The 23,754-nt window shown below is 71.2% G+C and carries 28 protein-coding genes and 1 pseudogene; 15 read left to right on the forward strand and 14 right to left on the reverse strand.

Annotation, left to right across the window (positions count from 1 at the left end):
* The first annotated feature begins 150 nt into the window (after positions 1–150).
* From FA582_RS15840 to FA582_RS15850, 3 genes are all read left to right on the forward strand, one after another.
* Positions 151–1,020 (forward strand): GNAT family N-acetyltransferase, encoded by an 870-nt coding sequence (locus tag FA582_RS15840; protein ID WP_237707481.1) that lies wholly within the window; start codon positions 151–153, stop codon positions 1,018–1,020.
* A gap of 209 nt (positions 1,021–1,229) precedes the next feature.
* Positions 1,230–1,691 carry an MOSC domain-containing protein gene (locus FA582_RS15845; protein WP_010146820.1) on the forward strand — a complete coding sequence of 154 codons (462 nt, stop codon included), beginning with the start codon at positions 1,230–1,232 and terminating at the stop codon, positions 1,689–1,691.
* Complete coding sequence (locus tag FA582_RS15850; protein WP_141567523.1) at positions 1,688–2,260, forward strand: SRPBCC family protein; 573 nt, start codon at positions 1,688–1,690, stop codon at positions 2,258–2,260. The genes FA582_RS15845 and FA582_RS15850 overlap by 4 nt, the downstream gene beginning before the upstream one ends.
* Here FA582_RS15850 and FA582_RS15855 read toward each other — a convergent pair.
* From FA582_RS15855 to FA582_RS15865, 3 genes are all read right to left on the reverse strand, one after another.
* Positions 2,257–3,717, reverse strand: a complete 1,461-nt coding sequence (locus tag FA582_RS15855; RefSeq protein ID WP_010146822.1) for a carboxylesterase/lipase family protein — start codon at positions 3,715–3,717, stop codon at positions 2,257–2,259. The two genes, FA582_RS15850 and FA582_RS15855, sit on opposite strands and share 4 nt — an antisense overlap.
* 55 nt (positions 3,718–3,772) lie before the next feature.
* On the reverse strand, positions 3,773–4,768 hold the full coding sequence (locus FA582_RS15860; protein ID WP_010146823.1) for a GTP pyrophosphokinase: 996 nt from the start codon (positions 4,766–4,768) through the stop codon (positions 3,773–3,775).
* A gap of 91 nt (positions 4,769–4,859) precedes the next feature.
* The gene (locus tag FA582_RS15865; protein ID WP_010146824.1) at positions 4,860–5,894 is read right to left on the reverse strand and encodes a TerC family protein; all 1,035 of its coding nucleotides are present in this window, start codon (positions 5,892–5,894) and stop codon (positions 4,860–4,862) included.
* A 211-nt stretch (positions 5,895–6,105) separates the two neighbouring features.
* Here FA582_RS15865 and FA582_RS15870 point away from each other — a divergent pair, with 211 nt between their 5' ends.
* Positions 6,106–6,699, forward strand: a complete 594-nt coding sequence (locus tag FA582_RS15870; protein WP_010146826.1) for a hypothetical protein — start codon at positions 6,106–6,108, stop codon at positions 6,697–6,699.
* Positions 6,700–6,704: 5 nt separating this feature from the next.
* Here FA582_RS15870 and FA582_RS15875 read toward each other — a convergent pair whose 3' ends face one another.
* Both FA582_RS15875 and FA582_RS15880 read right to left on the reverse strand, forming a co-directional pair.
* Positions 6,705–7,889: an MFS transporter gene (locus FA582_RS15875; protein WP_010146827.1), complete on the reverse strand. Its 1,185-nt coding sequence runs from the start codon at positions 7,887–7,889 to the stop codon at positions 6,705–6,707.
* A gap of 88 nt (positions 7,890–7,977) precedes the next feature.
* Positions 7,978–8,562 (reverse strand): TetR/AcrR family transcriptional regulator, encoded by a 585-nt coding sequence (locus tag FA582_RS15880; RefSeq protein ID WP_010146828.1) that lies wholly within the window; start codon positions 8,560–8,562, stop codon positions 7,978–7,980.
* 154 nt (positions 8,563–8,716) lie between these two features.
* On the opposite strand from FA582_RS15880, the gene FA582_RS15885 reads away from it, so the two are divergent.
* Positions 8,717–9,670, forward strand: a complete 954-nt coding sequence (locus FA582_RS15885) for an alpha/beta fold hydrolase (protein ID WP_010146829.1) — start codon at positions 8,717–8,719, stop codon at positions 9,668–9,670.
* Between the two features lie 86 nt (positions 9,671–9,756).
* Here the strand turns inward: FA582_RS15885 and FA582_RS15890 are convergent, their stop codons facing one another.
* The gene (locus FA582_RS15890) at positions 9,757–10,071 is read right to left on the reverse strand and encodes a DUF7010 family protein (RefSeq protein ID WP_010146830.1); all 315 of its coding nucleotides are present in this window, start codon (positions 10,069–10,071) and stop codon (positions 9,757–9,759) included.
* Positions 10,072–10,499: 428 nt separating this feature from the next.
* Positions 10,500–11,108, reverse strand: coding sequence for a DUF4262 domain-containing protein (locus FA582_RS15895; protein ID WP_010146831.1), 609 nt, complete (start codon positions 11,106–11,108; stop codon positions 10,500–10,502).
* A gap of 157 nt (positions 11,109–11,265) precedes the next feature.
* On the opposite strand from FA582_RS15895, the gene FA582_RS15900 reads away from it, so the two are divergent.
* From FA582_RS15900 to FA582_RS15925, 7 genes are all read left to right on the forward strand, one after another.
* Positions 11,266–11,487, forward strand: coding sequence for a type II toxin-antitoxin system Phd/YefM family antitoxin (locus FA582_RS15900; RefSeq protein ID WP_010146832.1), 222 nt, complete (start codon positions 11,266–11,268; stop codon positions 11,485–11,487).
* Positions 11,484–11,870, forward strand: coding sequence for a type II toxin-antitoxin system VapC family toxin (locus tag FA582_RS15905; protein ID WP_010146833.1), 387 nt, complete (start codon positions 11,484–11,486; stop codon positions 11,868–11,870). Before FA582_RS15900 ends, FA582_RS15905 begins: the two co-directional genes overlap by 4 nt.
* A gap of 167 nt (positions 11,871–12,037) precedes the next feature.
* Positions 12,038–12,217 carry a hypothetical protein gene (locus tag FA582_RS16470; RefSeq protein WP_029540498.1) on the forward strand — a complete coding sequence of 60 codons (180 nt, stop codon included), beginning with the start codon at positions 12,038–12,040 and terminating at the stop codon, positions 12,215–12,217.
* Positions 12,214–12,618, forward strand: a complete 405-nt coding sequence (locus tag FA582_RS16475; protein ID WP_010146835.1) for a type II toxin-antitoxin system VapC family toxin — start codon at positions 12,214–12,216, stop codon at positions 12,616–12,618. Before FA582_RS16470 ends, FA582_RS16475 begins: the two co-directional genes overlap by 4 nt.
* 116 nt (positions 12,619–12,734) lie before the next feature.
* Positions 12,735–13,154, forward strand: a complete 420-nt coding sequence (locus FA582_RS15915; protein WP_147899876.1) for a YciI family protein — start codon at positions 12,735–12,737, stop codon at positions 13,152–13,154.
* Positions 13,155–13,248: 94 nt separating this feature from the next.
* A complete protein-coding gene (locus tag FA582_RS15920) occupies positions 13,249–14,262 on the forward strand; it encodes an RNA polymerase sigma factor (protein WP_010146839.1) in 1,014 nt (337 codons plus the stop codon).
* Positions 14,263–14,369: 107 nt separating this feature from the next.
* A complete protein-coding gene (locus tag FA582_RS15925) occupies positions 14,370–14,675 on the forward strand; it encodes a helix-turn-helix domain-containing protein (RefSeq protein ID WP_029540508.1) in 306 nt (101 codons plus the stop codon).
* Positions 14,676–14,700: 25 nt separating this feature from the next.
* Here the strand turns inward: FA582_RS15925 and FA582_RS15930 are convergent, their stop codons facing one another.
* The 3 genes from FA582_RS15930 to FA582_RS15940 form a co-directional block, all read right to left on the reverse strand.
* Positions 14,701–15,306 (reverse strand): ClpP family protease, encoded by a 606-nt coding sequence (locus tag FA582_RS15930; protein ID WP_010146841.1) that lies wholly within the window; start codon positions 15,304–15,306, stop codon positions 14,701–14,703.
* Entirely contained in the window at positions 15,303–15,929 is a 627-nt protein-coding gene (locus FA582_RS15935; RefSeq protein ID WP_010146842.1) for a ClpP family protease, read from the reverse strand. Before FA582_RS15935 ends, FA582_RS15930 begins: the two co-directional genes overlap by 4 nt.
* A gap of 77 nt (positions 15,930–16,006) precedes the next feature.
* On the reverse strand, positions 16,007–17,641 hold the full coding sequence (locus tag FA582_RS15940; protein WP_010146843.1) for a bifunctional NAD(P)/FAD-dependent oxidoreductase/class I SAM-dependent methyltransferase: 1,635 nt from the start codon (positions 17,639–17,641) through the stop codon (positions 16,007–16,009).
* 77 nt (positions 17,642–17,718) lie between these two features.
* On the opposite strand from FA582_RS15940, the gene FA582_RS15945 reads away from it, so the two are divergent.
* Positions 17,719–18,273, forward strand: a complete 555-nt coding sequence (locus tag FA582_RS15945) for a helix-turn-helix domain-containing protein (RefSeq protein ID WP_010146844.1) — start codon at positions 17,719–17,721, stop codon at positions 18,271–18,273.
* Between the two features lie 71 nt (positions 18,274–18,344).
* On the opposite strand, the gene FA582_RS16480 is transcribed toward FA582_RS15945, so the two are convergent.
* The 4 genes from FA582_RS16480 to FA582_RS15960 form a co-directional block, all read right to left on the reverse strand.
* On the reverse strand, positions 18,345–18,482 hold the full coding sequence (locus tag FA582_RS16480; protein ID WP_158640900.1) for a hypothetical protein: 138 nt from the start codon (positions 18,480–18,482) through the stop codon (positions 18,345–18,347).
* Positions 18,483–18,589: 107 nt separating this feature from the next.
* Entirely contained in the window at positions 18,590–18,952 is a 363-nt protein-coding gene (locus tag FA582_RS15950) for a CDP-alcohol phosphatidyltransferase family protein (RefSeq protein ID WP_158640901.1), read from the reverse strand.
* Positions 18,949–19,581, reverse strand: coding sequence for a DedA family protein (locus FA582_RS15955; RefSeq protein WP_010146846.1), 633 nt, complete (start codon positions 19,579–19,581; stop codon positions 18,949–18,951). Before FA582_RS15955 ends, FA582_RS15950 begins: the two co-directional genes overlap by 4 nt.
* 464 nt (positions 19,582–20,045) lie before the next feature.
* Positions 20,046–20,987, reverse strand: a complete 942-nt coding sequence (locus FA582_RS15960; protein WP_147899877.1) for a GlxA family transcriptional regulator — start codon at positions 20,985–20,987, stop codon at positions 20,046–20,048.
* Positions 20,988–21,094: 107 nt separating this feature from the next.
* Here FA582_RS15960 and FA582_RS15965 point away from each other — a divergent pair, with 107 nt between their 5' ends.
* Positions 21,095–21,406 (forward strand): putative quinol monooxygenase, encoded by a 312-nt coding sequence (locus tag FA582_RS15965; protein WP_003941073.1) that lies wholly within the window; start codon positions 21,095–21,097, stop codon positions 21,404–21,406.
* 988 nt (positions 21,407–22,394) lie between these two features.
* Positions 22,395–23,719 (forward strand): annotated as a pseudogene (locus FA582_RS15970) (ISL3 family transposase).
* Positions 23,720–23,754 lie beyond the last annotated feature (35 nt).

Here is a 23,754-nt window from a genome sequence, read left to right on the forward strand (position 1 = left end):
GTCCTGGCAAGCTGGGTGTGGAAACGTTTCCACTCTCGCGGACGTTACCGCACGTCCGTGCCCTCTGCAAGAGCCCCGCCCGGCCGCCGACGGCTAAACCTGTTGCGCCGCGCCACCGCTGCAGGCTGGGATCAGCCCATGGCCGTGACGATGAGCACCCCCGACCCCGCCGACCTCGCGGGCGTCCTCGAGGCGGTTGCGGCCTGGCAGCTGCCGGGCTCGCCGCTGCAGCTCCACCCCGGTGACATCGGGTGGTTCGGCGGTCGGGGTGAGGCGGCGACCGCGGCGGCGCTGCGGGTATGGCGTCGCTCCGGGCGCGTCGTCGCCGTCGGACTGCTCGACGGCGAGGCGTTGCTGCGTCTCGGCATCGACCCGAGGGAGCAGCGGGAAGAGGAGCTCGCGCGCCGAATCGTCGAGGACGTCGTCGCAGACGACGCCCGGGTGCTGCCCACGGGTGAGGTCGGGGTCGAGTGCCCGCCGGGGGCGCTGATCCACGACCTGCTCGGCGAGGTCGGGTGGTCGCTGGACGAGCCGTGGACCCTGCTGGGTCGCGACCTGGCCGAGCCGGTCGAGGCACCCGCGCTGCACGTCGCGGAGATCGGGGCGGAGCGCGCGGCGGCGTGGGCGGCGGTGCACCGGGCGGCCTTCGACGGCACCGCGGTGACCCAGGAGTGGGCGACCCGGCGGTTCCTCACCATGGCTGAGGGGCCGGCGGCGCAGGACGCCCGCTTCCTGCTCGGTGTCGACGACCAGGGGCGCGCGGTGGCGTGCGCCGGGGTCTGGGGTGCGGGCGCCGGGCACCTCGGCATCGTCGAGCCGATGGGGGTGGACCCGCAGCACCGGGGGCGGGGCTACGGCCGGGAGATCACCCTCGCCGCCGCCGGGGCGCTGCGAGACCTCGGCGCGGCGCAGGCGTGGGTCGCCACGACGACCAGCAACCGCGGGGCGGTCGCGACCTACGAGGCTGCCGGATTCGTGGCTCACGGGCAGCGGCGCGACCGCGTGCGGGCCGCGGGGTGAGTGCCGTGGGATGAGTGCTGTGGGAGCTGCCGCGCGCGGTCGTTGGGTGGGCCTGCCCACCTGCTCTCTGGGGGCTCCCCCCGGTCGTGCGAGTGGCGTTCCGCGAGCCACGGAGACACGGACGCCCGTCGGCGGCAGCGTGGTGGGTATGGGTCGCCCTGGCAGCACGCACCCACCACGGTGGCACGCGCCCACCACGGTGCCGGATCATGGACACCGTGACGACGACCGAGCTGCCCGTGCAGGTGGTGGAGATCGGCATCGCCCCGGGCGCCCGGCTGCCGGTCAAGTCCGTCGAGCAGGTCGACGCCGAGGCGGGCGTGGGGCTGGTCGGCGACCGCTACCACGGCACCCGGCACCGCCACGTCACGATCCAGTCGCGCACCGACCTCGAGGCCGCCGCGCAGGAGCTGGGCCGGCCGGTGCCTGCCAGTGGCACTCGCCGCAACCTCACCGTCTCGCACGGCCCCGTCCCCACGAAGCCCGGCACCCTCGTCCGCGTGGGCGATGTCGAGCTCCAGGTGGTGCGGCTCGCGGCGCCGTGCCGACTGCTGGACGACTGGCTCGGCCCCGGGGCGATGCGGGCCCTGCACGGCCGCGGCGGCACGGTCTGCCGCCTGCTCACCTCCGGCACGGTCGCGCTGGGTGACGAGGTGATCTGGGACGCATGAGCCAGCCAGCCGCGGGCGGGACGCCCCCGCCCACCACGCCGCACGGCATACCGTGGCGGTGGGGCGTGAGCGAGGCCGAGGTGGCCCGGCACTACGGCTGCGACGACCTGGCCCGGACCGGTGACCTGCGGCTGGCTCGCGGGATCGACGTCGCCGCCGACCCCGAGGTGGTCTTCGCGTGGCTGGGCAACCTGCGGGTCGCGCCCTACAGCTACGACTGGCTCGACAATCTCGGGCGCCGCAGCCCGCGGAGGCTGCGCACAGACCTGCCACCGCTCACTTCCGGGCAGCGGGTGATGACGATCTTCAGCGCGCTGGACGTGGTGCCGGGCCAGGAGCTGACGCTGGGCCTGCGGCAGGGCGCAGGACTGCGGCTGTTCGGTCAGGTGCTGGTGACGTATGCCGTCCGCCCCAACGGCACCGGCTCTCGCCTGCTGGCCGTGCTGCGCCTGCAGCGGGACCGCGGCGGGCGGTTCGCCGACCTGCGCCGGCACGCGCTGGCCTGGGGCGATCTGCTGATGATGGCCAAGCAACTACAGACCCTGCGGGACCTCGCGGAGGAGACCTAGCGCAGGTCGAGCACCGCCGGCGGGTCGCGCCAGATCTCCTGCGACAGCGTCTCGGGGTATGCCGTCGCCACCGGTTCGACGTCGACGATCCGGGTCGCTCCGGTCGCGACGTCGGGCCACCCCGGGTCACCGTCGGAGGCGAAGGCAACCCACGCGGAGCGCAGCTGGGCCGACATCGCCTCGACCTCGGGGGTGACCTCGCCGAGCAGCATGGCCGTCTGCCCCTGGGTGAGGTTGCCGAGGACGAGTGCCACGTCCAGCCCGTGGCAGGCGCCGAGCATCCCGCCCATGCCGGGCGCGGGCCACGTCAGCTCGTAGAGGTAGGCGCGACCCCCGGCCGCAGCCTGGGCGAGGGCGAGGTGGAGCGAGGGCATCCGGAAGAGCCAGTCCGAGCGGACCACCTCATACAGCTGCTCGGGGTCGGGGTAGGCCTCGAGGTAGCGCTGCGGGTCGGGCGCGAGGGCGAGGGCACTCTCCCGAGCCAGCTCGGGGGTGACCTCGCCGAGGAGGCCGCTGAGCAGGGTGAGCAGGCGTTGCTCGTCCCGGGTGTGCCCGACGACCAGGTCGATCTCGCCGGTCAGACCCTCCCACGGGGTGCTGGGGAGCACGTCGCCGTCGACCACGGGGGCGAAGACGATGTCGCCGTGCGCGGCGGCGCCCCACCGGTCGGTCCGGGTGCGGATCGTCGCCAGGACCGCGTCGCCGGCGAGCGCGAGCAGCTCGGGCTCGACCTGCGCGAGGTCGGGTATGTCGACGCCCAGCTCGGCGGCGCAGGCGGCGGTCACGTCGGCGGCCAGCGCGGGGGTGAGGAAGGCCCCGGGGACGCTCTGCGCGATCACGCGGGCGAAGAGCCCGGCCGCGCGGGGCATGACCATGAGGGCTGCAGCGCATCCGGCCCCGGCGGACTGGCCGACGACGGTGACGCGGGCGGGGTCGCCGCCGAAGGCCGCGATGTTGTCGCGCACCCAGGTCAGGGCGGCGACCTGGTCGAGCAGGCCACGGTTGGCCGGTGCCCCGTCGACCCAGCCGAAGCCCTCGAAGCCGACGCGGTAGTTGAGCGTCACCACGACGACCCCGTCGCGGGCCAGGCGGGTGCCGTCGTACTCCGGCAGGCCGGAGGCCCCCACGACGTAGCCGCCACCCTGGATCCAGAGCAGGACCGGCCGTCCGGAGGTGACGGGGGCGGAGGGTTCGCGCTCCGCCCACGGCGCCCAGACGTTGAGGGTCAGCCAGTCCCCGCTGCCGTCGCCCGGCAGGTCGACCGGCCCGAGGGCCGCCCCCTGCGGCGGCGGTGGCCCGAAGGCCAGGGCCTCCCGAACACCCTCCCACGGCCCGGGCGGCTCGGGTGCGGCGAAGCGCGCCGGAGGTGCCGCGAACGGCATACCGAGGAAGACGGCGACGCCCTCGGCGACCCGGCCGCGGACGACGCCACCGGTGACCGCGATGTCGAGGTGCATGGCCCGATCGTCCTCCCCGCCACCCGGCCCGGCAACCGAGATCGAGCGGCCGGACTCAGCTCGTCAGTCGCGCCAGCCGGGTCGTGAGCAGGTCGACCCGGTGGACGTTGCCGTGCAGCCCGACGTAGCGCTCGCCGTAGACCGAGAGCAGCGAGTCGTCCAGGCGGCGCACGGCGCCGGGCGGGTAGCGGTAGCCCATGCGTGCCTCGATGGTCGGCACGTCCACCCCGCGCAGCACCTCGCGCAACTCCGACAGCGAGCTGATGCCGAGCTCGAGGAGCAGCCCGCTGATCCAGGCGTAGTGGTCGGTGCGGGACCAGCCGGCATCGGCGAACTGCCCGGCGAGGAAGGCCGCCAGGTCGGTCGCGCTGATCCGCGGGTCGTCGTCCGCGGCCTCGGCCGGTGAGCTGAGCTCCTGACGGTGGCGATCACCGATGGCGGAGAACTGCTGGTCGGCGAGCTCGAGCAGCCCGGCGGCCAGGGTGAAGCGCCGGTCGAAGTCGAAGGCGTGCTCCTCCGGCACCGACCCCTTGTAACGGATGTCGTGCTCGAACTCCGCCCACGCGTGCTGGAGCACGGTGCGGATCTGCACCGAGGCCGGGCGGCCTTCCGGTATGCCGGCCTCCCGGGCGCGCTCGTCGTCCACGGCGACGAGCAGGTGACGGCTGGCGTAGCCGAAGCGCCCCTCGGCCGCGGTCTCGCGGCCCATGTCGCGGTCGTCCCGGATCTCCAGCTGGGCATCGAGGAGCTGGGCCACCGCCTCGACGTCGGCCTGCACGTAGGTCACGACGCGGACGCCGATCTGGTCGGTGATGTCGGTCATGGGCTTGGGGTGCGCCAGCCGACCGGTGCGCGAGCGCCGCGCCGCCTTCTCCGCGAAGGACTCGACGGTCTTGGTCCGACCGGTCACCGCGAGGTAGTTGATGCCGGCGTCGTCGAGGAGCTGGGTGATGAGCGCGACGTAGGAGTCAGTGGCGGCGCGCAGCTGCTCGTGACCCGCGGCATACCGCGCGACCGCCCTGCGGATCCGGACCGACTGGTTGCTCGCCATGCGCACAGCCTGCCGCAGATCAGTCTCCGACGCCGCGTTCACACCCGCGTGGGCGCCAGCGGGCAGATCACCGGGCGAGTCGGGCCGGGCTTCACGTCGGGGACCGGTCGAGGACGGCCTGCCGCTCGTCCCGACGGTTCGCCCACACGCTGGTGGCGGTGGTGACCCCCAGGGCGAGCAGGATGACGACGAGCGAGGCCAGCGTCGGGACCGTCGGCACGCTCTCCCAGACCCCGTGGGCCCAGTGCAGCATGAGCTTGACCCCGATGAAGGCCAGGATGACGGCGAGCCCGTACCCGAGGTGGCGCAGCCGCCCGAGCAGCCCCTCGAGCACGAAGTAGAGGGCGCGCAGACCCAGCAGGGCGAAGGCGTTGGTGACGAAGACGAGGTAGGGGTCGCCGGTGATGCCGTAGACCGCCGGGACCGAGTCGACGGCGAACACGAGGTCGGTGCCGAGGATCGCGAGCACGACCAGCGCGAGCGGGGTGAGGGCACGGCGGCCGGCCTCCGTCACGGTGAGGCGCGTGCCTCGGTAGTCCTCGGTGACGGGGAACCAGCGCCGGGCCAGCCTCACGATCCGCAGCTGGTTGACGTCGACGTCGTGACCCCCGTGACGGGCGTCGCGGAGCACGCCCCAGGCCGTGACCAGCAGGATGACCCCGAAGATGACGAACATCCAGGAGAAGCGGGCGATGAGGGCGGCACCCAGGGCGATGAAGGCCCCCCGCATGAGCAGCGCACCGATGATGCCGATGAGCAGCACCCGCTGCTGCAGCACGCGAGGCACGGCGAAGGCGGTCAGGATGAGGATGAAGATGAAGAGGTTGTCGACCGACAGGGACTTCTCGACCAGATACCCGGTGTAGTACTGCAGCCCGATCTCCGAGCCGTGCGAGCGCCATACCCAGATCCCGAACAGCAGCGGCAGGGCGACGTAGAACAGCGACCAGCCGACCGCCTCGCGCATCGACACCTCGTGCGGTCGGCGGGTGATGAGGAAGTCCAGACCCAGCAGCGCCACCACGCCGCCGAGGGTGATCCACCAGAGCGTCGGGTCGGCGATCGTGGTGATGGCGCCGGAGCTGTCGGGCGCGGCGGCGAGCGGGGACAGGGCGGGATGAAGCACGGGAAACCTCGCATCGTGAGTGACGACGTCAAGGTCTCCTTCACCCGGGGTGCGGGTGTGCGCCGGGCGGAGGCAGGGCCCCGCGAACTGACCGGTCGCAGCTTGAGAGAAGTACTCCCCTTGTGGGCACCATGATACGAAGGCGCTGGTGGACCCGTCAACTATCTGTTGCGGACAGTGACTGTCCGGGGCAACTCCTACGCTCACGGCCATGGACACTGACATGGGGACCAAGGGGTATGCCGTCGCGCCGCTGAGCGTGGACACGTGGGGGGCCTTCGCGGGGTTGGTGGAGCGGCACAACGGGATCTTCGGCGGGTGCTGGTGCACCTACTTCCACCCCTCGTGCGAGCAGCGGGGGCCGGGCTATGAGGGGAGCAAGGCGATGAAGAAGGCCTACGTCGAGCAGGGCCGGGCGCACGCCGCGCTGGTCATGGACGGGGACGAGGCGATCGCGTGGGCGGAGTTCGGCCCGCCTGAGGAGCTCCCCAACATCCACCACCGCAAGCAGTACGACGCCGAGGCCGACCTCGTCCCGGACTACCGGATCACCTGCATCTTCGTGGACAAGCGGCACCGCAGGAGCGGCTGCGCCAAGCTCGCGCTCGCGGGGGCGCTGGACCTCATCGCGGCGGAGGGTGGCGGCGTGGTCGAGGGCTATCCGCACGAGATCGGGGAGAAGCGGATGAGCAACTCCTTCGTCTACAACGGCACCCGCACGATGTATGAGGAGGCCGGCTTCGAGTTCATCCGGCCCAAGGGGCTGCGCAACACGGTGATGCGCCGCGTCGTCGACCCGGCCTGAGGTGGCTAGGTGCGGGTCGCGCGGGGGACGCGGCTCTGGCTCAGCATGCCCAGGAGCCCCAGCACCGGGCCGGGGAGCAGGAGCCACGCGACCCCCGCGCCGAGTGCGGCATACATGGCGGAGACGAGCAGGATCGACACGGCGCTGATCGCGAACCCGACGCTGTTCTGGATCGCCAGCGCGCTGCCCACGAGGTCCTGCGGGCAGGCGCGGGCGCTGAGCGCGGAGAACTGCGGCGAGTCGGTGATGACCGCGACGCCCCACAGGAGCAGGACGAGGAGCACCAGCCAGGACGGGCCACCGGCGAGCAGGGGGTAGACCACGCAGACCAGCCCCGAAGCGGCGAGCGCCACGACGGCGACGCGCGCGCTGCCCCAGGTGGCCGACAGTCTGCCGCCGACGACGCAGCCGATGGCGCCGATCCCGATGACGGCGAACGACCAGGCCGGGACGACGCCGCTGTTCGGGGAGAGGGCGTCGGCGAGGAGGAGCGGGACGAGGGTCCAGAAGGCATACAGCTCCCACATGTGGCCGAAGTAACCGACCGCCGCGACGCGGTACTCCCGGACCGTGAAGGCCCGCAGGACCGCTCCCCAGCGCAGGCCGCCCGGTGCGGCGCGGGGCAGGTGCGGGCCGTCACCGAGCAGGAGGACGATCACGGCTGCGCCGAGGGCGAGGACCGAGGAGGTGAGCATGACCTGCGTCCACTCCAGGCCGACACCGACGGCGCGGATCCCGTGGGGCAGCGCGGTGCCGAGCGTGAGCATGCCGACCAGCCAGCCGAGGCTCGCGCCGGCGCGGCCGGGGTCCCAGGAGACGACCATCTTCATCCCGAGCGGGTAGACGCCGGCCAGGGTCATGCCCGTGACGAACCGCCAGACCAACCCCTCGGTCGGGCCCGATGCGAGCAGCGCGAAGCCCGCGTTGGTCACCGCAGCCGCCACGGCGGAGACGGCGAAGACCCGACTGGGCCGGAACCGGTCGGCCAGGCTGGAGACCGCCATGAGGATCGTGCCGAGCGCGAAGCCCAACGTCACCGCCAGGGTCAGGCGGCCCACGCCGACGGCGTCCAGGCCCCACTCCGCCCGCAACCCGTCGGCGGCGCTGTTGGCGCTGAACCACACCGAGGTCCCGAGCAGCTGGGCCAGCACGATCAGGGCGACGGCACGCCGTGGAGACCTCGAGGTCATGGGTCGACCCTAGAGGTCACCGAACGGCGGCCCACGACGCGATGTCGAGGACGCGTCGCCCCTTCCGTTCTCTGCGGGCTGGCGGCGCTCAGGGGGACTCGATGGCGAGCCGCCTCTCCAGTGCGGCCACCGCCTCCTCGGCCGTGAGGCTCCCGGTGAGGACGCGGGCGGCATATCCCTCGGAGAGAGCGAGCAGCTCCAGGGCGAGGTCCCTCGCCGCGTCGCCCTCCCGCATCGCGCCCTGGGCTCGCGCCTCCTGGATCGAGTCGGCCGCGAGATCCACCGCACCCCGGTGCGACTCCCGCACGAGGTCAGCGATCCCGGGGTCGTCCACACTCTTGGCGAGATACGCGGTCCAGACAGCCGTACCCCTGACGAGACCGGTCGTCGCCGGGACGGCATGCAGGACCAGGGCCCGGAGCCGCGCACCCGGTCCAAGCCCGGTCACGCCGCCTTCCAGGTGTTCCTCGGCGATCTCGAGCATCACCCGGCAGCTGTCGCGGACGAGCTCCTCCCGCGTCGCGTAGTAGTGCTGGACACGCCCCACCGAGACGTTGGCCGCACGGGCCACCTCGCGCAGCGTCACCCCCTCGATCCCGCGCTCGGCAACGATGCCCCACACCGCGAGCGCGAACTCGCGACGGCGTTCGTCGTGGTCGACCAGGCGAGGCATACCTCCAGCCTAAGACAATGCACTTGCATTGCCCACGTGGCAATGCGAATGTATTGCCATGAACCCTGACGCGCCGGCCGCACCCGATCTTCGACCCAGCCCCGCCCCGAGGTCGAAGCCTCGGTGGCGCTGGCGCCGTCGAGGCATCGGGCTCGTGCTCGTCCTCTCCCTGCTGTCCAACCTCTGGTTCTGGACGACCGGCGACGGCCCTGCCGTCGGCGCCTGGCGCAGCGCGGAGGGTCGTGACGCCTACCTCGAGGCCTACGACGACGTGCTCGCCACCATGCCTGAGCCGGAGGAACGGCTCGACGTGGGCACGTCCTACGGGACCGTGCACGTCGCCCGCTTCGGCGAGGGCGACGGCATCCCCGTGCTGCTCATGCCGGGATGGGGCTCGGGGATCCCGATGTGGCGGGACAACCTTCCCGCATGGGTGTCGGAGCGGACCGTGTATGCGGTGGACGCCCTCGGCGATGCCGGGCGGAGCACGCAGACGGTGCCCCTCGACTCCCCCCGGTCCCAGGCTGCCTGGGTCAGCGAGACGATCTCCGAACTGGGCCTCGAGTCGGTGCACGTTTTCGGTCACTCCTTCGGCGGCTGGTCAGCAGCCAACCTCGCCCTGCACCACCCGGACCAGGTGGCGACGCTGACCCTCTTCGACCCGGTGCAGGTCTTCTCGACCTTCCGCTGGCAGATCTACGTCTGGTCCATTCCGGCCTCGGTGCCCGTGCTTCCGCAGTCCTGGCGTGACGAGGCCCTGGCCAGGATCGGAGGTGAGGAGGACCTCGACCGGAGCGACCCGATGACCCGGATGATCGATGCCGGGACGCAGCACTACGTGTCCCGGCGCCCGTTCCCCGACCAGCTGACCGACGAGCAGCTACGCACCCTCTCCATGCCCGTCTACGCGGTCATGGCCGGCGACAGCTCGGTCCTCGCCGACCCGGCCGCCGCGGTCGAGCGAGGTCGGGAGCTCGTGCCGGACCTCAGCATCGATGTCTGGTCCGAGGCCACTCACTCACTGCCGATGGAGGACCCCGAGCGGGTCGGGCGCGAGGTGCTGACCTTCCTGGCTGACCACGAGACATCCTCTCCGGGCGCGCCGTGAGCACCCGGACGAGGAGGCGCCGGACCGTTGCCTGCTGACCTGGGCGCACCCCAGGCGCGTCACGAGGAACAGCAAGCTGCTGGCCCTCAAGGCGTGAGCGCCACGACTCCGCCGCCCAGCAGGATCAGCCCGTTGGCCGACGTGATCCAGACGCCCGCCCTCCGCTGCGCGTCGTCGCCCCACCGGCCCTGGGTCCCCACGACCAGGGCAACGACCAGCGCGATCAGGAGCGCGAGCACGGCATACAGGACGGTGCCGTAGAGCCAGGAGTAAGGCACGAAGTGCGCCGCCAACACGATGGTGAAGACCACCGTCCACGTCACACCGTAGGCGAGCAAGAAGCCGAAGCCGTGCCGGTTGACCTGCGCGAGCCGCGCGACATACGGCTCCACCCCGTCCATGGAAGATCACCCTACGTGGGCAGAGAAATCACTCCTGCCTGCCGTCAACGCCTGCCGCGGGTGCCACGGGCAGCCACGCTGGTGGGGCGGGCTCACCCCGCGACTCGAGGGCTCCAGGACTCCCACGGTCCGAGGTCCTCGGCGAAGGGGTCCGCCTGGCCAGGTGCGCCCCTGGACCAGGATGACGCACTGGTGCACGGTCATTCCGGACTTCGCGGCACGGTGGGACGTCTCGATGGACAGCGCCTCCCGCATACCGGAGATGCCCGAGCTCACGCAGTTCCCTGACCGGACGCAACGTCCGGCAACCACCCGGGCAGGCCCACGAGCGCGCCGTGACCGAAGGCAGCCGGCGCCACCTCCCCGCCCGCGACCAGCCGGATGGGTCATCGGTCCACCCGCCGCGCCGAGGGCTGCGGCGGCAGCGGTCAGGCCCGGTAGGCCCCGGGCCGGGGTTGGCTCCAGCGACCGGACCGGTGCCCCTCGTCCCAGGGAAAACGCCCCTGTTCGTCGGCCCAGGTGAGTTGGCAGGCTGCCATCGGCACCCACGGCGGACGCTCGAAATAGTTGTGCGCCTCCAGCAGGACGAGGCCGGAGTGCCGCACCTCCTCGGCGAGGACGTGGCGCCCGGCAAGTTCCGTCTCCTCTCCAGGGGTGAGCTCGTGGCCGTGGCTGAGCACCCGGTGCGCGGCCTCGTTGAGCATGCGTGCAGACAGCGACCGGTCGAGCCCGACGACGACCAGCTCGGCGTGACCGACGCCGAACAGCCCGGTCGTGTAGCAGAACGGCACGTGGATCCGCGGCGGGAGCAGGGTGGGGTCCCCACCCGTCCGCGCCACGAGATCAGCCAGTCCGTCCACCGCATACTCCTCAGCATCAGCCCCGACCCCAGCGGCGCAGCACGCGCAGGTCCCGTCGCCGTCGGTCCCCAGCTCGTCGGACACGTAGGTCAGGTGCGTGCCGAAGCGCCTGATGTTGTCGGTGATGAGGCGCCGCTCCTGGTCCCAGTAGGCCTGCAGCGCGGGTGAGATGGTCATGTGGATCCCCCTCCTGTGACGCCCACGGTGCTGTGTGCGTGACCAGGACGCTAGACCCCGGCACCGACAGACCTTCGAACGTCCGTACTGACCGTCCGGGCGGCGACGTGCACGGTGCTACTTGACCAGGTCAACCTGGTCGATCTATTCTGACGAGATGGAGGTCACGGTGCAGGATGCGAAGACGCACCTCTCGCGGCTGCTCCGGCGGGTAGAGGCAGGGGAGCAGGTCGTGATCCGGCGCGGCTCCAAGAGGGTCGCCGTCCTCGTCCCGGCCCCGGCCCAGGGCGTCGAACGACAGATCTGGGGTGACCTCGAGGGGGAGCTGACGGAGGCATTCGACGAGCCGCTCGACGACTTCGGCGGCTACGAGACGTGAGATACCTGCTCGACACGAATGTCGTGGTGTGGTTGCTCCTCGGCGACCGCGATGCCGTCCCCCCCGAGGTCGCCGAGGCGATCTCGGATCCGCACTCCGAGGTCCTGGTGTCAGCTGCCTCGGCGTGGGAGATCGCGATCAAGCGCTCCCTCGGCAAGTTGCGCATCGGGGAGGCCTGGCGCTCGACGCTGGGCCGGCTCGAGGTCGACCACCTTCCGGTCACCCTCGACCATGCGGCGGCGGTGGAGCACCTTCCCTGGCACCACCGAGACCCCTTCGACCGGCTCCTGCTGGCCCAGGCCCAGGTCGAGGGGGCGACCCTGGTGACCAGCGACCGGATCCTCGACAGGTATGACGTAGCCACCTGGTGGGGCGCGAGCTGACCCACGCGGTCCTACGGCGGACGACCTGCGCAGCGCTCGGGCCCCATCAGGTGGCCTACCGAAGTTGTCCACAGGGCCCCGTGAGTCGGTCAGGTGTCCGTGTGCGCTAAGGGCATGGCAGTCAAGACGATCACCATCGACATGGACGCCTACGACCGTCTCAGTGGTTGAAGGACGGCGGCTCGTTCTCGCAGGTGATCAAGAGGTACCTCCCTGCCCCCGGGGCGACGGCTCAGGACCTGCTCGCGACCCTCGACGCTGCCGAGGTCTCGGACGGGACGATCGAGCGGATCGGCAGCGTCATCGCGAGCCGCGGCGACCACCCGGTGCGGGAACCCGGCTGGTGATCCATCTGGACACGACCTTCCTCGTCGATGCGATCCGTGAGAGTCGACGTGGCGAGGACGCCCCCGCCCGGGCCTGGTTGATCGAGAACCGGCGGGAGGACTTGGCCCTGAGCGTCTTCGTCCGCGCCGAGCTGCTGGTCGGAGCCGAGCTCCACGCCGAGCCCGACACGGAGCGCCGGCGGGTGCTCCAGGTGCTGGGTGAGCCCCCCGTCATCGAGCCGGACACCCGGCTCGCCGCGACGTATGCGCGTGTCCACGCCGGCCTGACGCAGCAGGGGACACCACCGGCCACCATGGATCTGCTCATCGGGTGCACAGCTCTCAACCATGACGCCGCCCTGCTCACGGCGAATCGGGCACACCTCTCGCGGATCGTCGGGCTGCAGGTCCTCGGTTACTGATCGGAGCGCGGCGGCCGCACACATGATCCACCCGCCCATGTCGAGAACACCGCGTCCGCTCCGTCCCCTGGTCAGATGGCGGCCACAATGGTCGCCACGGACACCAGGAGGACACCATGGCCAAGTACCTGTTGCTCAAGCACTACCGCCGCAGCTCCGGACCTGCTCCGCTGCCCGGGACCGACCTGCCGATGGATCGGTGGACCGAGCAGGAGGTGAGCGACCATCTGAGGTTCATGGACGACTTCGCCGAGCAGCTGCGCGAGCGCGGGGAGTTCGTCGACGGGCAGGCGCTCTCGCCCGAGGGCACCTTCGTCCGACACGGCGGCGAGGGAAGGCCCCCGGTCACGGACGGACCGTTCGCGGAGATCAAGGACCTCATCGCGGGGTGGATGATCATCGACGTCGAGAACCAGGAGCGTGCCTACGAGGCGGCGGCCGAGCTTTCGGCCGCGCCCGGGCCCGGGGGCGAGCCGATCTGCGAGTGGCTCGAGGTGCGCCCCTTCCTCACGCATGTCCCTGAGACGGACGCCTGAGGCGCGACCCCGTGGAGGACCTGCTGCGGCATCTCGGCCCCCAGGTGCTGGGCAGGAGGCCCTCATCGAGGCGGTCGCCCGGTGGCCGGAGGGTATGCCGTCGGACCCGCACGCCTGGCTGGTCACGGTTGCCTGGCGCCGGTGGCTGGACCACGTCCGCTCCGAGGCCGCGCGCCACCGGCGCGAGCGCGCCGACCTCGATCAGCCGCCCCCGGGGCCGACCGAGCAGGCCGACGACACGCTGCACCTGCTGTTCCTGTGCTGCCACCCCGCCCTGACCCCCTCCTCCGCCGTGGCGCTCACGCTGCGCGCGGTGGGCGGCCTGACCACCCGTCAGATCGCCGAGGCCTATCTCGTTCCCGAGACCACGATGGGTCAACGGATCAGCCGGGCCAAACGCACGATGGCCGAGGAAGGGCTGTCTGCGCACGAGACCCGGGACCTCGGTCGGGTCCTGCGGGTGCTCTACCTCATGTTCAACGAGGGTTACAGCGGTGAGGTGGATCTCGCCGCCGAGGCGATCCGCCTCGCTCGAGAGCTGGTGGGCCGGACCCAGGATCCCGAGGCCGATGGTCTGCTGGCCCTCATGCTGCTGCACCACTCGCGGCGCGGCACCCGGTTCAGCACCGACGGCTCGCTGATCGCCCTGGCCGACCAGGACAGGGCGCAGTGGGACGCCGGACTCATCCGCGAGGCCGTCGACCTGTTGCAGGCGGCACTGGCGACCGACCGGCTCGGCGAGTTCCAGATCCAGGCCGCGATCGCCGCGCTCCATGCCGACGCACCCACGGCCGACCAGACGGACTGGGCGCAGATCGTCGGTTGGTACGACGAGCTGCTCACCGTCACGGACAGCCCCGTGGTCGCCCTCAACCGTGCTGTGGCCGTGGGTGAGGCGGACGGGCCGCAGGCCGGACTCCGCGCACTGGCAGACGTGCCCGAGGGCATACCGCGTCGGGAGGCGGCGCAGGCCTTCCTGCTCGAGCGGACGGGTGCCACCACGCAGGCGGCGCGCCTGTATGCCCGTGCCGCTGCCCGTGCGAGCAGCACCGCCGAGCGGGACCACCTGACGAAGCAGGCGGCCAGGCTCGACTCCCCCCCGGCCTGACGGTGGAGCACGGTGGAGCATCGTCCACCGCGCACAACCCGCCCAGGTGCCCAGGCGCACCATCGACGCTGCCGCGCCGCTCGGACGGCGGGGTCTATCCCGGGCCCATGAGCACGATCGTCCCGCTGCCAGGAACTCGCCGAAGGCGCAGGTCTGAGCTGCTGTGGCGAGAGGCCGTCGGTGATGTGCTCCGGGAGGCACGGCAGGACCGGGGCGAGCGGATCCTCGATACGGCGAGCGCGGCCGGCGTGAGCCCGCAGTATCTCTCCGAGGTGGAACGCGGCCTGAAGGACCCCTCTTCGGAGATGCTCAGTGCCATCACCGGAGCTCTGGAACTCCCCGTGCACGACGTCGCCGGACGGGCCGCGGACCGCATGGCCCGGGGCTCCGGACCGCTCTGCCTCGCCGCCTGAGGGTCCTGGAAGGGCGCGTCTGCGCTCACTCCTGGTCCTCGAGGTCACGCCTGGTCAGCACCGCATCGACCACTCCGTAGTCCAGGGCCGCCTGGGCGGTGAGGATCAGGTCGCGTTGTGTGTCCTCCCGGATCTGCGCGGCAGACCTTCCCGTGTGGTGGGCAAAGATCTCCTCCAGCATGGCGCGGACGCGGGCGACCTCTTCGGCCTCCAGGATCAGATCAGGGATGGTCCCGCGCTGCTGACCCGCGGGGGCGTGGATGACCACTCGGCCGTGCGCCAGGATCGCTCGATGTCCTGCCGCTCCACCGGCCAGCAGCACCGCGGCGGTGGACGCCGCCTGCCCCACGCACGTGGTATGCACCGCGGGCCGGACGTACCGCATCGCGTCATAGATGGCAAGCACCGCGGGGATCTGGCCACCGGGTGAGTTGAGGTACAGCTGCACCGGCACGTCCGGGCTCTCCGACTCCAGGTGGATGAGCTGGGCGATGACGGTGTTCGCGACCCCGTCGTCGATCCCGGTGCCCAGGTAGATCACCCGTTCGGCCAGCAGCCGGCTGTAGATGTCCTGGGTACGCTCGCCCGCGGGCGTGCGGGTCGTGACGTAGGGGATGGGATAGCTGCTCATCGCCCACCCCCCAGCCCGACGCGCGGGGCGCGCATCGGGATGACCTCGGCCATCGAGCCGATCACCTGGTCGATGAAGCCGTAGTCGCGGGCGGCGTCGGCGTCGAACCACCGATCCCGCCGGGAGTCGCGCTCGATGGTGTCCAGGTCCTGGCCGGTGTCGGCGGCGACCAGGGCCAGCACGGTGTCCCTGGTGTGCCGCAGGTCGTCCGCCTGGATCTCGATGTCCATCGCGGTGCCACCGATCCCGGCGCTGCCCTGGTGCAGCATGACCTTGGAGTGCGGCAGGGCGTAGCGCTTGCCGGGCGTCCCGCTGCTCAGGAGGAACTGCCCTGCGCTGTAGGCCATGCCCAGGTTGATGGTGGCCACATCGGCCTCGATCGAGCGCATGCAGTCGCGGATCGCCAGCATGCCGGGGACCGACCCACCGGGGCTGTTGATGAGCAGCCGGATGTCGGCGGTCGGATCCTGAGCAGCCAGGACGAGCAGCCCGGAGCAGAGCCGGTTGCTGTTCCAGTCCTCCAGCGGCTCCCCGAGCAGCAGGGTGCGCTGCTCGAAGAGCCGGCGGTAGAGGTCTTCGTCAAGGTCTCGGCCCGGTGGCGGGGGTGTGGTCTGCGTGGTCATGGGAGCAGCGTGCTCCCGGAGTCATCTGCCGCCTCCCTCCCGCTGCTCACGGCAGCGCTGCCCAGAGCAGCGCGAGGTCAACCGGCCCTGACCGCCCGGAGCACGACGTCGTCCACGTGGTGGCTCGACGCGGCACCAGCCGGTCGAGGACGCGTCTCGTGAGTGAGCACGGTCCACCCGTCCTGCAGGCCGAGGGCCGCGGCGATCTCCTGGACGCCGACGTAGGCGTCGGGGTCGAACATCCAGGTGTGCTCCGCCGGGTCGACGGCCTCACGCAGCGGTGCCAGGTCGTGGCCGACGACGAGCAGGGTCCCACCGGGGGCGACGGCGCCCAGCAGGTTGCGCAGGCCACGCTGCTCGGGGGTGCGTGGGAACGAGCCGTACTGCAACGAGACGAGGTCGTAGGCGCCAGGCTCGAAGGCGCCCGGCGCGTTGGCGTCCGCGTGGTGCAGGGTGACCGGCAGCCCGCGACGCTCGGCCTCGGCACCGACGTGAGCCAGCGCGGCTCCGGAGATGTCGGTCGCGGTGACGTCCCAGCCCTGCTCGGCCAGCCAGAGCGCATCGCCTCCCTCCCCCGCGCCGACGTCGAGGACCCGGCCGGGCGGCATACCCTCCACTTCGGCGGCGAGGGTGCCGTTGGGGTTGCCGCTCCACATCCGCTCCCCGGTGCCGTAGCGGGCGTCCCAGTCGCCCTCCTCGCCCGAGGGCCGGGCCCGCGAGCGCAGGTCCTCCTCGGCGAGACTGAAGGCGACCATCGCGCCGACCCGACCGCCGTGGGCGGCCGCCGGAAGCACCTGGAGCGAGGGGTCGGTGACGTTGCCCGCGGCATACACGCCCGGGACGGCGGTCTGCCCGGTCATCGGGTCGACCTCGAGCACCTCGCCGAGGCCGCTGGCGTGTGCGCTCCCGACGATCCCGAGCGGGGCGAGGGCGTCGAGGCGGGCGTGGAAGCGGGTGCCGACCATCACGGCGTCGGCCTCGAGCCGCTGGCCGTCGACCAGCTCGACGCCGCTCACCGCACCGTCGGCGCCGGTGATGAGCCGGCGGACGGCGGTGCGCACGACGGGCACCCCAGCGTCCTCGAGCTGGCTGATCGTCGCCTCGGCGCGATCGTCCCATCCCGGCACGTCGTGGAGCACGACGGTCAGCCGGTCGGTGAGGTGGCGCAGGAGGGCGGTCGGGTGCAGGCCCATCGGGTGGGTGATGATCTGCACGAGCCGCTGTTCGCGCACCTCGTAGCCGTGGCAGAAGGGGCAGTGGATGACGTCCTGGCCCCAGCGCTGCGCGATGCCCTCGATGTCGGGGAGCTCGTCGTGGATGCCGGTGGCCGCGACCACGCGCCGCGCGAGGAGGGTATGCCCTCCGCTGAGCTCGACCCGGAACCGCCCGTCGGACCGGTCGTCGGCAGGTCGGACGGCGAGCACCCGACCGGTGAGGATCTCGCCGCCGTAGCCGCGCACCTCCTCGCGGCCGATGCTGAGCAGCTCGGCCGGAGCGGCGCCCTCGCGCCCGAGGTAGCCGTGCATGTGCTCGGCCGGGGCGTTGCGGGGGGTGCCGTCGTCGACGACGACGACCGTGCGTCGCTGCCGGGCCAGCTGGAGGGCGGCGGTCAGACCGGCGGCCGACCCACCGATGACCGCGACGTCGCAGAGGCGCTCGATCGGAGGGGGCGAGGGGTGGTCGTGCTGGTGGGAGTGCGTGTGCATCGTCATGACTTCCACGGTAGCCCTGCCGTGCGGCATACGGGAACCAGTTTGCAGTATTCGCAAGACTCGCGCACCCTGGACCCATGGCCACCACCGATGTCGAGACGCTCGCCCGCACCCGACTGCGTTCGCTGCGCAGCACCTTGGGCTACTCGCTCGAGGAGCTGGCCGAGCGCACCCACCTCAGCCCCTCGACCATCAGCCGGATCGAGACCGGCAAGCGGACCCTCGGGCTGGACGTCCTCGTGCCGCTCGCCCAGGCGCTCGGCGTCAGCCTGGACGCGCTCTTCGAGCGGCCGGGCGACGAGGACGTCGTCATCCGCCCGTCCCCGCACAGCTCCGGTGGGCAGACGACGTGGCCGCTCAGCCGACCGGACGGTCGGACCGTCGCGATCAAGGTCCGCCTCGAGCCGACGTCAGCCGCGCCCACCCAGCAGGTGCACGCCGGGCACGACTGGTTCGTCGTCATCGAGGGGCGCGTCCTGCTGCACCTCGGCGACCGCGAGATCGAGGTCGAGACCGGCGAGGCGGCCGAGTTCTCGACCATGACACCGCACGCGATCAGCGCGATCGACGGGCCCGCCGAGGTCGTCATGATCTTCGACCGGGAGGGGCAGCGGGCGCACGTGCACCAGTGACGGCCGGGGCGGTGACGGAATGGACGCGTGTCGCAGCCCTGGGCTCGCGCGAGGCTGCTAACGGGCGACGCCTACACCCGGTCCGACACCGCGAACGCGCGGAGCAGGTAGTCCACCCCCGCGACGACGTGCAGGACGCCGCCCACCGTGAGCACCACGCGCCCGACCCCCGCGAGGGGCAGGGCGGTCAGGACGCCGGCGATCACCATGCAGAGTCCTGCGAGGAGAAGAGCGGTCCTGACCTTGCCGACCCGGCTGACCGACAGCGCGCCTCGTCGCGCCGCCGCCGCCGTCCCCAGCGCGAGGGCACAGTCCGTCACCCCGACGGCAACCACGACCCACCACGCCAGGTCGCCGACAACAGCGAGGCTGACACAGAGGGCGAGGACCCTGCCCGGTCCGCCACCGGGTCGAGGATCTCCCCGAGCGACGTCTGCTGCCCCAGCCTGCGCGCCACGAAGCCGTCCAGCCAGTCGCTCCCGGCCCACAGGAGAGCCAGCAGGACGGGCAGGGCCTGCGCCCTGCCCGAGAGGGCGTCGTGGTGGAGGACGGCGAGGCACAGGGGCACGGTCAGGAGGAGCCGGGCGACCGTGATGGCGTTCGGCCAGGTGGCCCAGCGGCGATGTCCGGCGTGCGTCGTGGTGAACCGTGATGCCCCGGGGAGCGGAGAGTCGATCACCGGCCGGGACACGTCTGGTGCCCGACCACCTGCAGCGTCTCGGCGCGCCGCACCAGAAGGGCGACCACGACGAGCAGGCCCACGACGCACCCTGCGGCGATGAGCCGAGGATCCGCCGCGAGGACGACCCGGACCACGGTGGCCCCACCACCCACCCAGATGGCCGACCAGAGGAACGACGCCGCGAGCGAGGCGCCGGCATACCGTGGATAGCCCATGCCGAGCGCCCCGGCCACCGGTCCCATCAGGGTGCGCAGCCCGGGCACGAGTCGGCCCGCCACCAGCGCCGCGACCCAGTGCCGACCGACGACTGCCGCGGCCCGGTGCCAGTGCTGGACGCCGAGGCGGCGGACGAGGGTGCTGGAGGCCAGGGCGGGACCGCTCCGGCGCCCGACCAGGTAGCCGACATGGTCACCCGCGAAGGCAGCTCCCGCCACGACGACCCAGGCGAGCCAGAGCACGGGTCTGCCGTTGAGCGCGTGCGCTCCGAGCGAGACCAGCGTCTCGCCGGGCACGACCGCGCCCAGCCCGAGCGCGGACTCCCCCAGTGCCGCGCCACCCATGGCGAGGGTGACGAGCAGCGGGTCTTCACCCACGGTGGCGAGGAGCGAGGTCAGGGTCGAGAGCATGGATCGACGGTATGGAGCGACTCACCCGCAGATCAGTCCACGAAGGGAGTCGTCGTCCCTCACTTTGGTGGCTCTTCCCAGATGAGGGTGTAGGTCGGCCGGGCGCGTCGGTCCGCAGATAGACGTCGAGGTCTCCCGACGATGGAGGTTCCTACGCCATCCATCCGAAAGACCTCGACGTGACCGACGCTACCCCGCCGGCCGGCCTCGGCCGCCCTGACCTGACCGCCTTCGCGTCTCATCCCCATCGACCCTGATCGGGTCTGCTGACCCCCTCGACGAGAACGCAGCGACATCACAGCCACCCAACCCCGACCGGCCCGGGAAGCCGGGGCACGTCACATGGCCTGTGCTGCGGGCGTGTCGAGTGGGTCGTCCAGGGGCGACGCAGGAGCGTCGACGCGACGTGCTGAGAGGTGGTTCCAACCGGGCGCTAGGACACCGGCTACAGGCATGACGATAGGTCAGGAACGGCGTCGCTCCCTGCGCAGGAGGGAGCGCAGAGTCTCGGCGTTCGCGTAGCCGACCCGTAGCGCGATCTCGGCGGAGGTGAGGTCCGTGGTTGCTGAGAGGTGCCGAGCTCGTTCGATGCGAAGCCGTTGGACGAAGCCGAGCGGAGTGAGGTTGAGCGCCGCACGGACTCGTCGTTCGAGGGTGCGCCGGCTGGTGCCGAGCGACTGCGCGACGAAGGCGACGTTGAACGGTTCGTCCAGGCGGGCGCGCACGAAGCGTTCGAACTCGACGACGATCGGGTCCTCGTGCCGGAGATGTTCGTAGGCGACGAAGGCCGCCTGCGACGGACGCTCGTCGATGATGAGGAGCTTGGCGACATGTTGGGCCAGGTCGGGGCTGATCGATCGCACGAGTGAGAGCGCGAGGTCGATGTGGGCGAACGCGGCGCCGGCGGTGACGAGGTTCCCGTCGACCACGACCATGGTGTCGAGATCGAGGGCGACGGTCGGATAGCGCTTCAGGAACTCCGGCCCCAGGAACCAGCTGGTCGTCGCCCGCCGATGATGCATCCGTCCGGTCTCGGCGACGGCGAACACGCCGGTGCACGCCGCGGCGATCCGGGTGGTCGCGTCGTCGAGGCGCCCGAGCGAGGCGATGACCGAACGAGCATCTCGGCTCTGGAGGGCGTCGTTGGTAGCGGCGGCCGTGAGGGTTCCAAGCGCAGGGACGACGACCACGTCGAACTCTGCGGACTCCGACAGCGGGTGGTCAACCGACAGGGTCATCGATGCCGTCGTGGTCACTCTCCGTTTCGGTCCGAGGATGGCGAGTTCGATCGGGTCGATCCGCGGGTCGATATCGCCGCGGGCTCCGTCGGCCACCCGCACGATGTCGATGACCGACGCGACAGCCGAACCGAAGCAGCCGTCGATCGCGATCAGTCCGATACGCATGGCGCGAACAATAGCAATACTGTCGTATACGCCACTTCTCACATGCCCTTGCTCGTCATACGCTGAACTCGCCCCACGAAGAACCTCGACACCTAGGAGAACCCCTCATGTCCACACCCGCATCACTTCCGTATGCCTTCGTCGCCAAGATCGTCGCGGCCGATGGACAGCACGACGCGCTCGCCGATCTGCTCGCCGGCGCTGTCGCACTCGCCAACGAAGAAGTAGGAACGATTGTCTGGTTCGCGGTCAGGACCCACGCCGACACCTTCTGGATCTTCGATGCATTCCCCGACGAGGCCGCTCGCGACGCCCACGCCAACGGCGCCATCGTCGCAGCCCTGATGGCCAACCAGCACCTCCTCGGCGCAGCACCCGAGATCCTGGCGGCCGACGTCCTCGCGTCCAAGCTCCCGTAGTCCGCCAACGCACGAGACGATCGCGCCCCGCCGAGCCGTCGGACCCGACCGCCTCGACACCCGCACCACGTTGACGATCCCCGATGGGCCGATCACGAGGGGGGCCAGGCAACACCAGGCGCAAGCCTGGAGCGGCACTGGTTCACCGGTGGTCATCGAGAGAGCCAGCGCGGTTCTATGGCAGCGCAACTGTGTCAACTTGCCCTCCGTCCCGCTAGGCGCCGTGGGCGGGTCTCGGTTGCGATCCGTTGCCGTGACGGGAGACGCGTTGCGCGTCGCAGCGATGACGGGTCGTTGGCGTTCCGGGGCGTTGCGTTCGTGCGCGTCGCCCGTGCGGCATGGAACATTTCGCTGCGCACACAACGATCGTTGCGCCGACGCACCGTTGACACCTCGCACGTACAGGTCGCGACACAACGCCACGCCGCGTTGCCGAGCGGAGCGAGGCCTATCGGCACACGGACAGGATGCCGGCCGCGAGCGCTCAGCCGGCGAGGGGTCCGTCGTAGAGGAGAGCGACGTCGGTGTCGGGCAGAGCCGTGAGGCCAGCGCATCGCGCGACCACCAAAACCGAACCGCCCCTGCCCTGCGTTTCCGCAGGTCAGGGGCTGTTCGCCAGAGCCGCCTGTCGGAATCGAACCGACGACCTAATCACGTCGGCTTTGCGTCTATCGCTTGATGCGCCCACTGGGCGAACGAGCCGCTGACCTGCGCAAACGCCGAGAGTGGGGGCGCCGCCATCCGGTGGTGACCGACGACGACCGACCAGTACCGACCGTTTCACCGGAGCTTGCGGCGGCGACGCCGAGCAAGCTCCATTCTTTTAGCTCACCGCGCCCTCCTCCTAGCCGGTCCCGTCGTCGTCGAAGACGTTTCAGGGGTCTTCCCAGATGACGGTGTAGGTTGGCCGGGCGCGTCGGTCCGCAGATAGACGTCGAGGTCTCCCGACGACGGAGGTTCCTACGCCATCCATCCGAAAGACCTCGACGTGACCGACGCTACCCCGCCGGCCGGCCTCGGCCGCCCTGACCTGACCGCCTTCGCTCGACTCGACGGCCTCGGTCTGAGCGTGACCGGACAACGACTTGAACCGGATCGTGCGGTCCTCGCGTGCCGCATGGTGGAACCAGATCAGTGGTGCCGACGGTGCGGCAGCGAAGGCGCTGCTCGTGACACCGTGATCCGGCGGTTGGCCCACGAGCCGCTGGGCTGGCGACCGACCGTGCTGGAAGTTGTAGTGCGCTGCTACCGCTGTGCCGACTGCGGACACGTGTGGCGCCAAGACCCCAGCGCCGCGGCGGAGCCACGCGCGAAGCTCTCGCGCACCGGGCTGCGGTGGGCGCTGGAAGGGATCGTGGTCGCACACCTCACCGTCGCCCGTGTCGCCGAGGGACTCGGAGTCGCGTGGGACACCGCCAACAACGCGGTCCTGGCCGAAGGCCAGCGGCTGCTGATCAACGACCCCACGCGGTTCGAGGGCGTGAGGTCATTGGCGTCGATGAGCACGTCTGGCGCCACACCAGGCGTGGCGACAAGTACGTCACCGTGATCATCGACCTCACCCCGGTCCGCGATGGCGCCGGCCCAGCAAGGCTGCTGGACATGGTCGAGGGCCGGTCGAAGGCGGCGTTCAAGACCTGGCTCGCCGACCGCGACGACGCCTTCCGTGACGCGGTCGAGGTGGTCGCGATGGACGGCTTCACCGGGTTCAAGACCGCCGCTGCAGAGGAGATCCCGGACGCGGTCACGGTGATGGATCCCTTCCACGTCGTGCGCTTGGCCGGTGACGCCCTCGACAGGTGCCGGCGCCGGGTCCAACTCGCGATCCACGGGCACCGTGGGTTCAGGGACGACCCGCTCTACAAGTCGCGGCGCACGCTGCACACCGGCGCGGACCTGCTCACCGACAAGCAGAGCGACAGGCTACGCGCGCTGTTCGTTGGAGACGCTCACGTCGAGGTCGAGGCGACCTGGGGTGTCTACCAGCGCATGATCGCCGCCTATCGCCACGAGGACCGGCAACGTGGCCGCGAGCTCATGGAGAAGCTGATCACCGACCTCAGCGCCGGCGTCCCCAAGGTGCTCACCGAGCTCACCACCCTGGGCCGGACCCTGAAGAAGCGAGCCGCCGACGTGCTCGCCTACTTCGAACGACCCGGCACCAGCAACGGGCCGACCGAGGCGCTCCACGGACGGCTCGAACACCTGCGCGGCTCCGCACTCGGGTTCCGCAACCTGACCAACTACATCGCCCGAAGCCTGCTCGAGACCGGCGGCTTCAGACCCCAACTTCTACACCCCCGATTGGGATGAGCCGGTTATCTGGTTGCCCGGGATATTTCTGGTGA

It is taken from the genome of Serinicoccus profundi (genome assembly GCF_008001015.1).
Taxonomy (GTDB): domain Bacteria; phylum Actinomycetota; class Actinomycetes; order Actinomycetales; family Dermatophilaceae; genus Ornithinicoccus; species Ornithinicoccus profundi.

Bases quoted from the DNA above. Each gene is read 5' to 3' on its own strand.
- FA582_RS15840 (WP_237707481.1), top strand. From the start codon at position 151: ATGAGCACCCCCGACCCCGCCGACCTCGCGGGCGTCCTCGAGGCGGTT.
- FA582_RS15845 (WP_010146820.1), top strand. From the start codon at position 1,230: ATGGACACCGTGACGACGACCGAGCTGCCCGTGCAGGTGGTGGAGATC.
- FA582_RS15850 (WP_141567523.1), top strand. From the start codon at position 1,688: ATGAGCCAGCCAGCCGCGGGCGGGACGCCCCCGCCCACCACGCCGCAC.
- FA582_RS15855 (WP_010146822.1), bottom strand. From the start codon at position 3,717: ATGCACCTCGACATCGCGGTCACCGGTGGCGTCGTCCGCGGCCGGGTC.
- FA582_RS15860 (WP_010146823.1), bottom strand. From the start codon at position 4,768: ATGGCGAGCAACCAGTCGGTCCGGATCCGCAGGGCGGTCGCGCGGTAT.
- FA582_RS15870 (WP_010146826.1), top strand. From the start codon at position 6,106: ATGGACACTGACATGGGGACCAAGGGGTATGCCGTCGCGCCGCTGAGC.
- FA582_RS15875 (WP_010146827.1), bottom strand. From the start codon at position 7,889: ATGACCTCGAGGTCTCCACGGCGTGCCGTCGCCCTGATCGTGCTGGCC.
- FA582_RS15880 (WP_010146828.1), bottom strand. From the start codon at position 8,562: ATGCCTCGCCTGGTCGACCACGACGAACGCCGTCGCGAGTTCGCGCTC.
- FA582_RS15890 (WP_010146830.1), bottom strand. From the start codon at position 10,071: ATGGACGGGGTGGAGCCGTATGTCGCGCGGCTCGCGCAGGTCAACCGG.
- FA582_RS15895 (WP_010146831.1), bottom strand. From the start codon at position 11,108: ATGACCATCTCACCCGCGCTGCAGGCCTACTGGGACCAGGAGCGGCGC.
- FA582_RS15900 (WP_010146832.1), top strand. From the start codon at position 11,266: ATGGAGGTCACGGTGCAGGATGCGAAGACGCACCTCTCGCGGCTGCTC.
- FA582_RS15915 (WP_147899876.1), top strand. From the start codon at position 12,735: ATGGCCAAGTACCTGTTGCTCAAGCACTACCGCCGCAGCTCCGGACCT.
- FA582_RS15920 (WP_010146839.1), top strand. From the start codon at position 13,249: ATGCCGTCGGACCCGCACGCCTGGCTGGTCACGGTTGCCTGGCGCCGG.
- FA582_RS15925 (WP_029540508.1), top strand. From the start codon at position 14,370: ATGAGCACGATCGTCCCGCTGCCAGGAACTCGCCGAAGGCGCAGGTCT.
- FA582_RS15930 (WP_010146841.1), bottom strand. From the start codon at position 15,306: ATGAGCAGCTATCCCATCCCCTACGTCACGACCCGCACGCCCGCGGGC.
- FA582_RS15935 (WP_010146842.1), bottom strand. From the start codon at position 15,929: ATGACCACGCAGACCACACCCCCGCCACCGGGCCGAGACCTTGACGAA.
- FA582_RS15940 (WP_010146843.1), bottom strand. From the start codon at position 17,641: ATGACGATGCACACGCACTCCCACCAGCACGACCACCCCTCGCCCCCT.
- FA582_RS15945 (WP_010146844.1), top strand. From the start codon at position 17,719: ATGGCCACCACCGATGTCGAGACGCTCGCCCGCACCCGACTGCGTTCG.
- FA582_RS16480 (WP_158640900.1), bottom strand. From the start codon at position 18,482: ATGGTGATCGCCGGCGTCCTGACCGCCCTGCCCCTCGCGGGGGTCGGG.
- FA582_RS15955 (WP_010146846.1), bottom strand. From the start codon at position 19,581: ATGCTCTCGACCCTGACCTCGCTCCTCGCCACCGTGGGTGAAGACCCG.
- FA582_RS15960 (WP_147899877.1), bottom strand. From the start codon at position 20,987: ATGCGTATCGGACTGATCGCGATCGACGGCTGCTTCGGTTCGGCTGTC.
- FA582_RS15965 (WP_003941073.1), top strand. From the start codon at position 21,095: ATGTCCACACCCGCATCACTTCCGTATGCCTTCGTCGCCAAGATCGTC.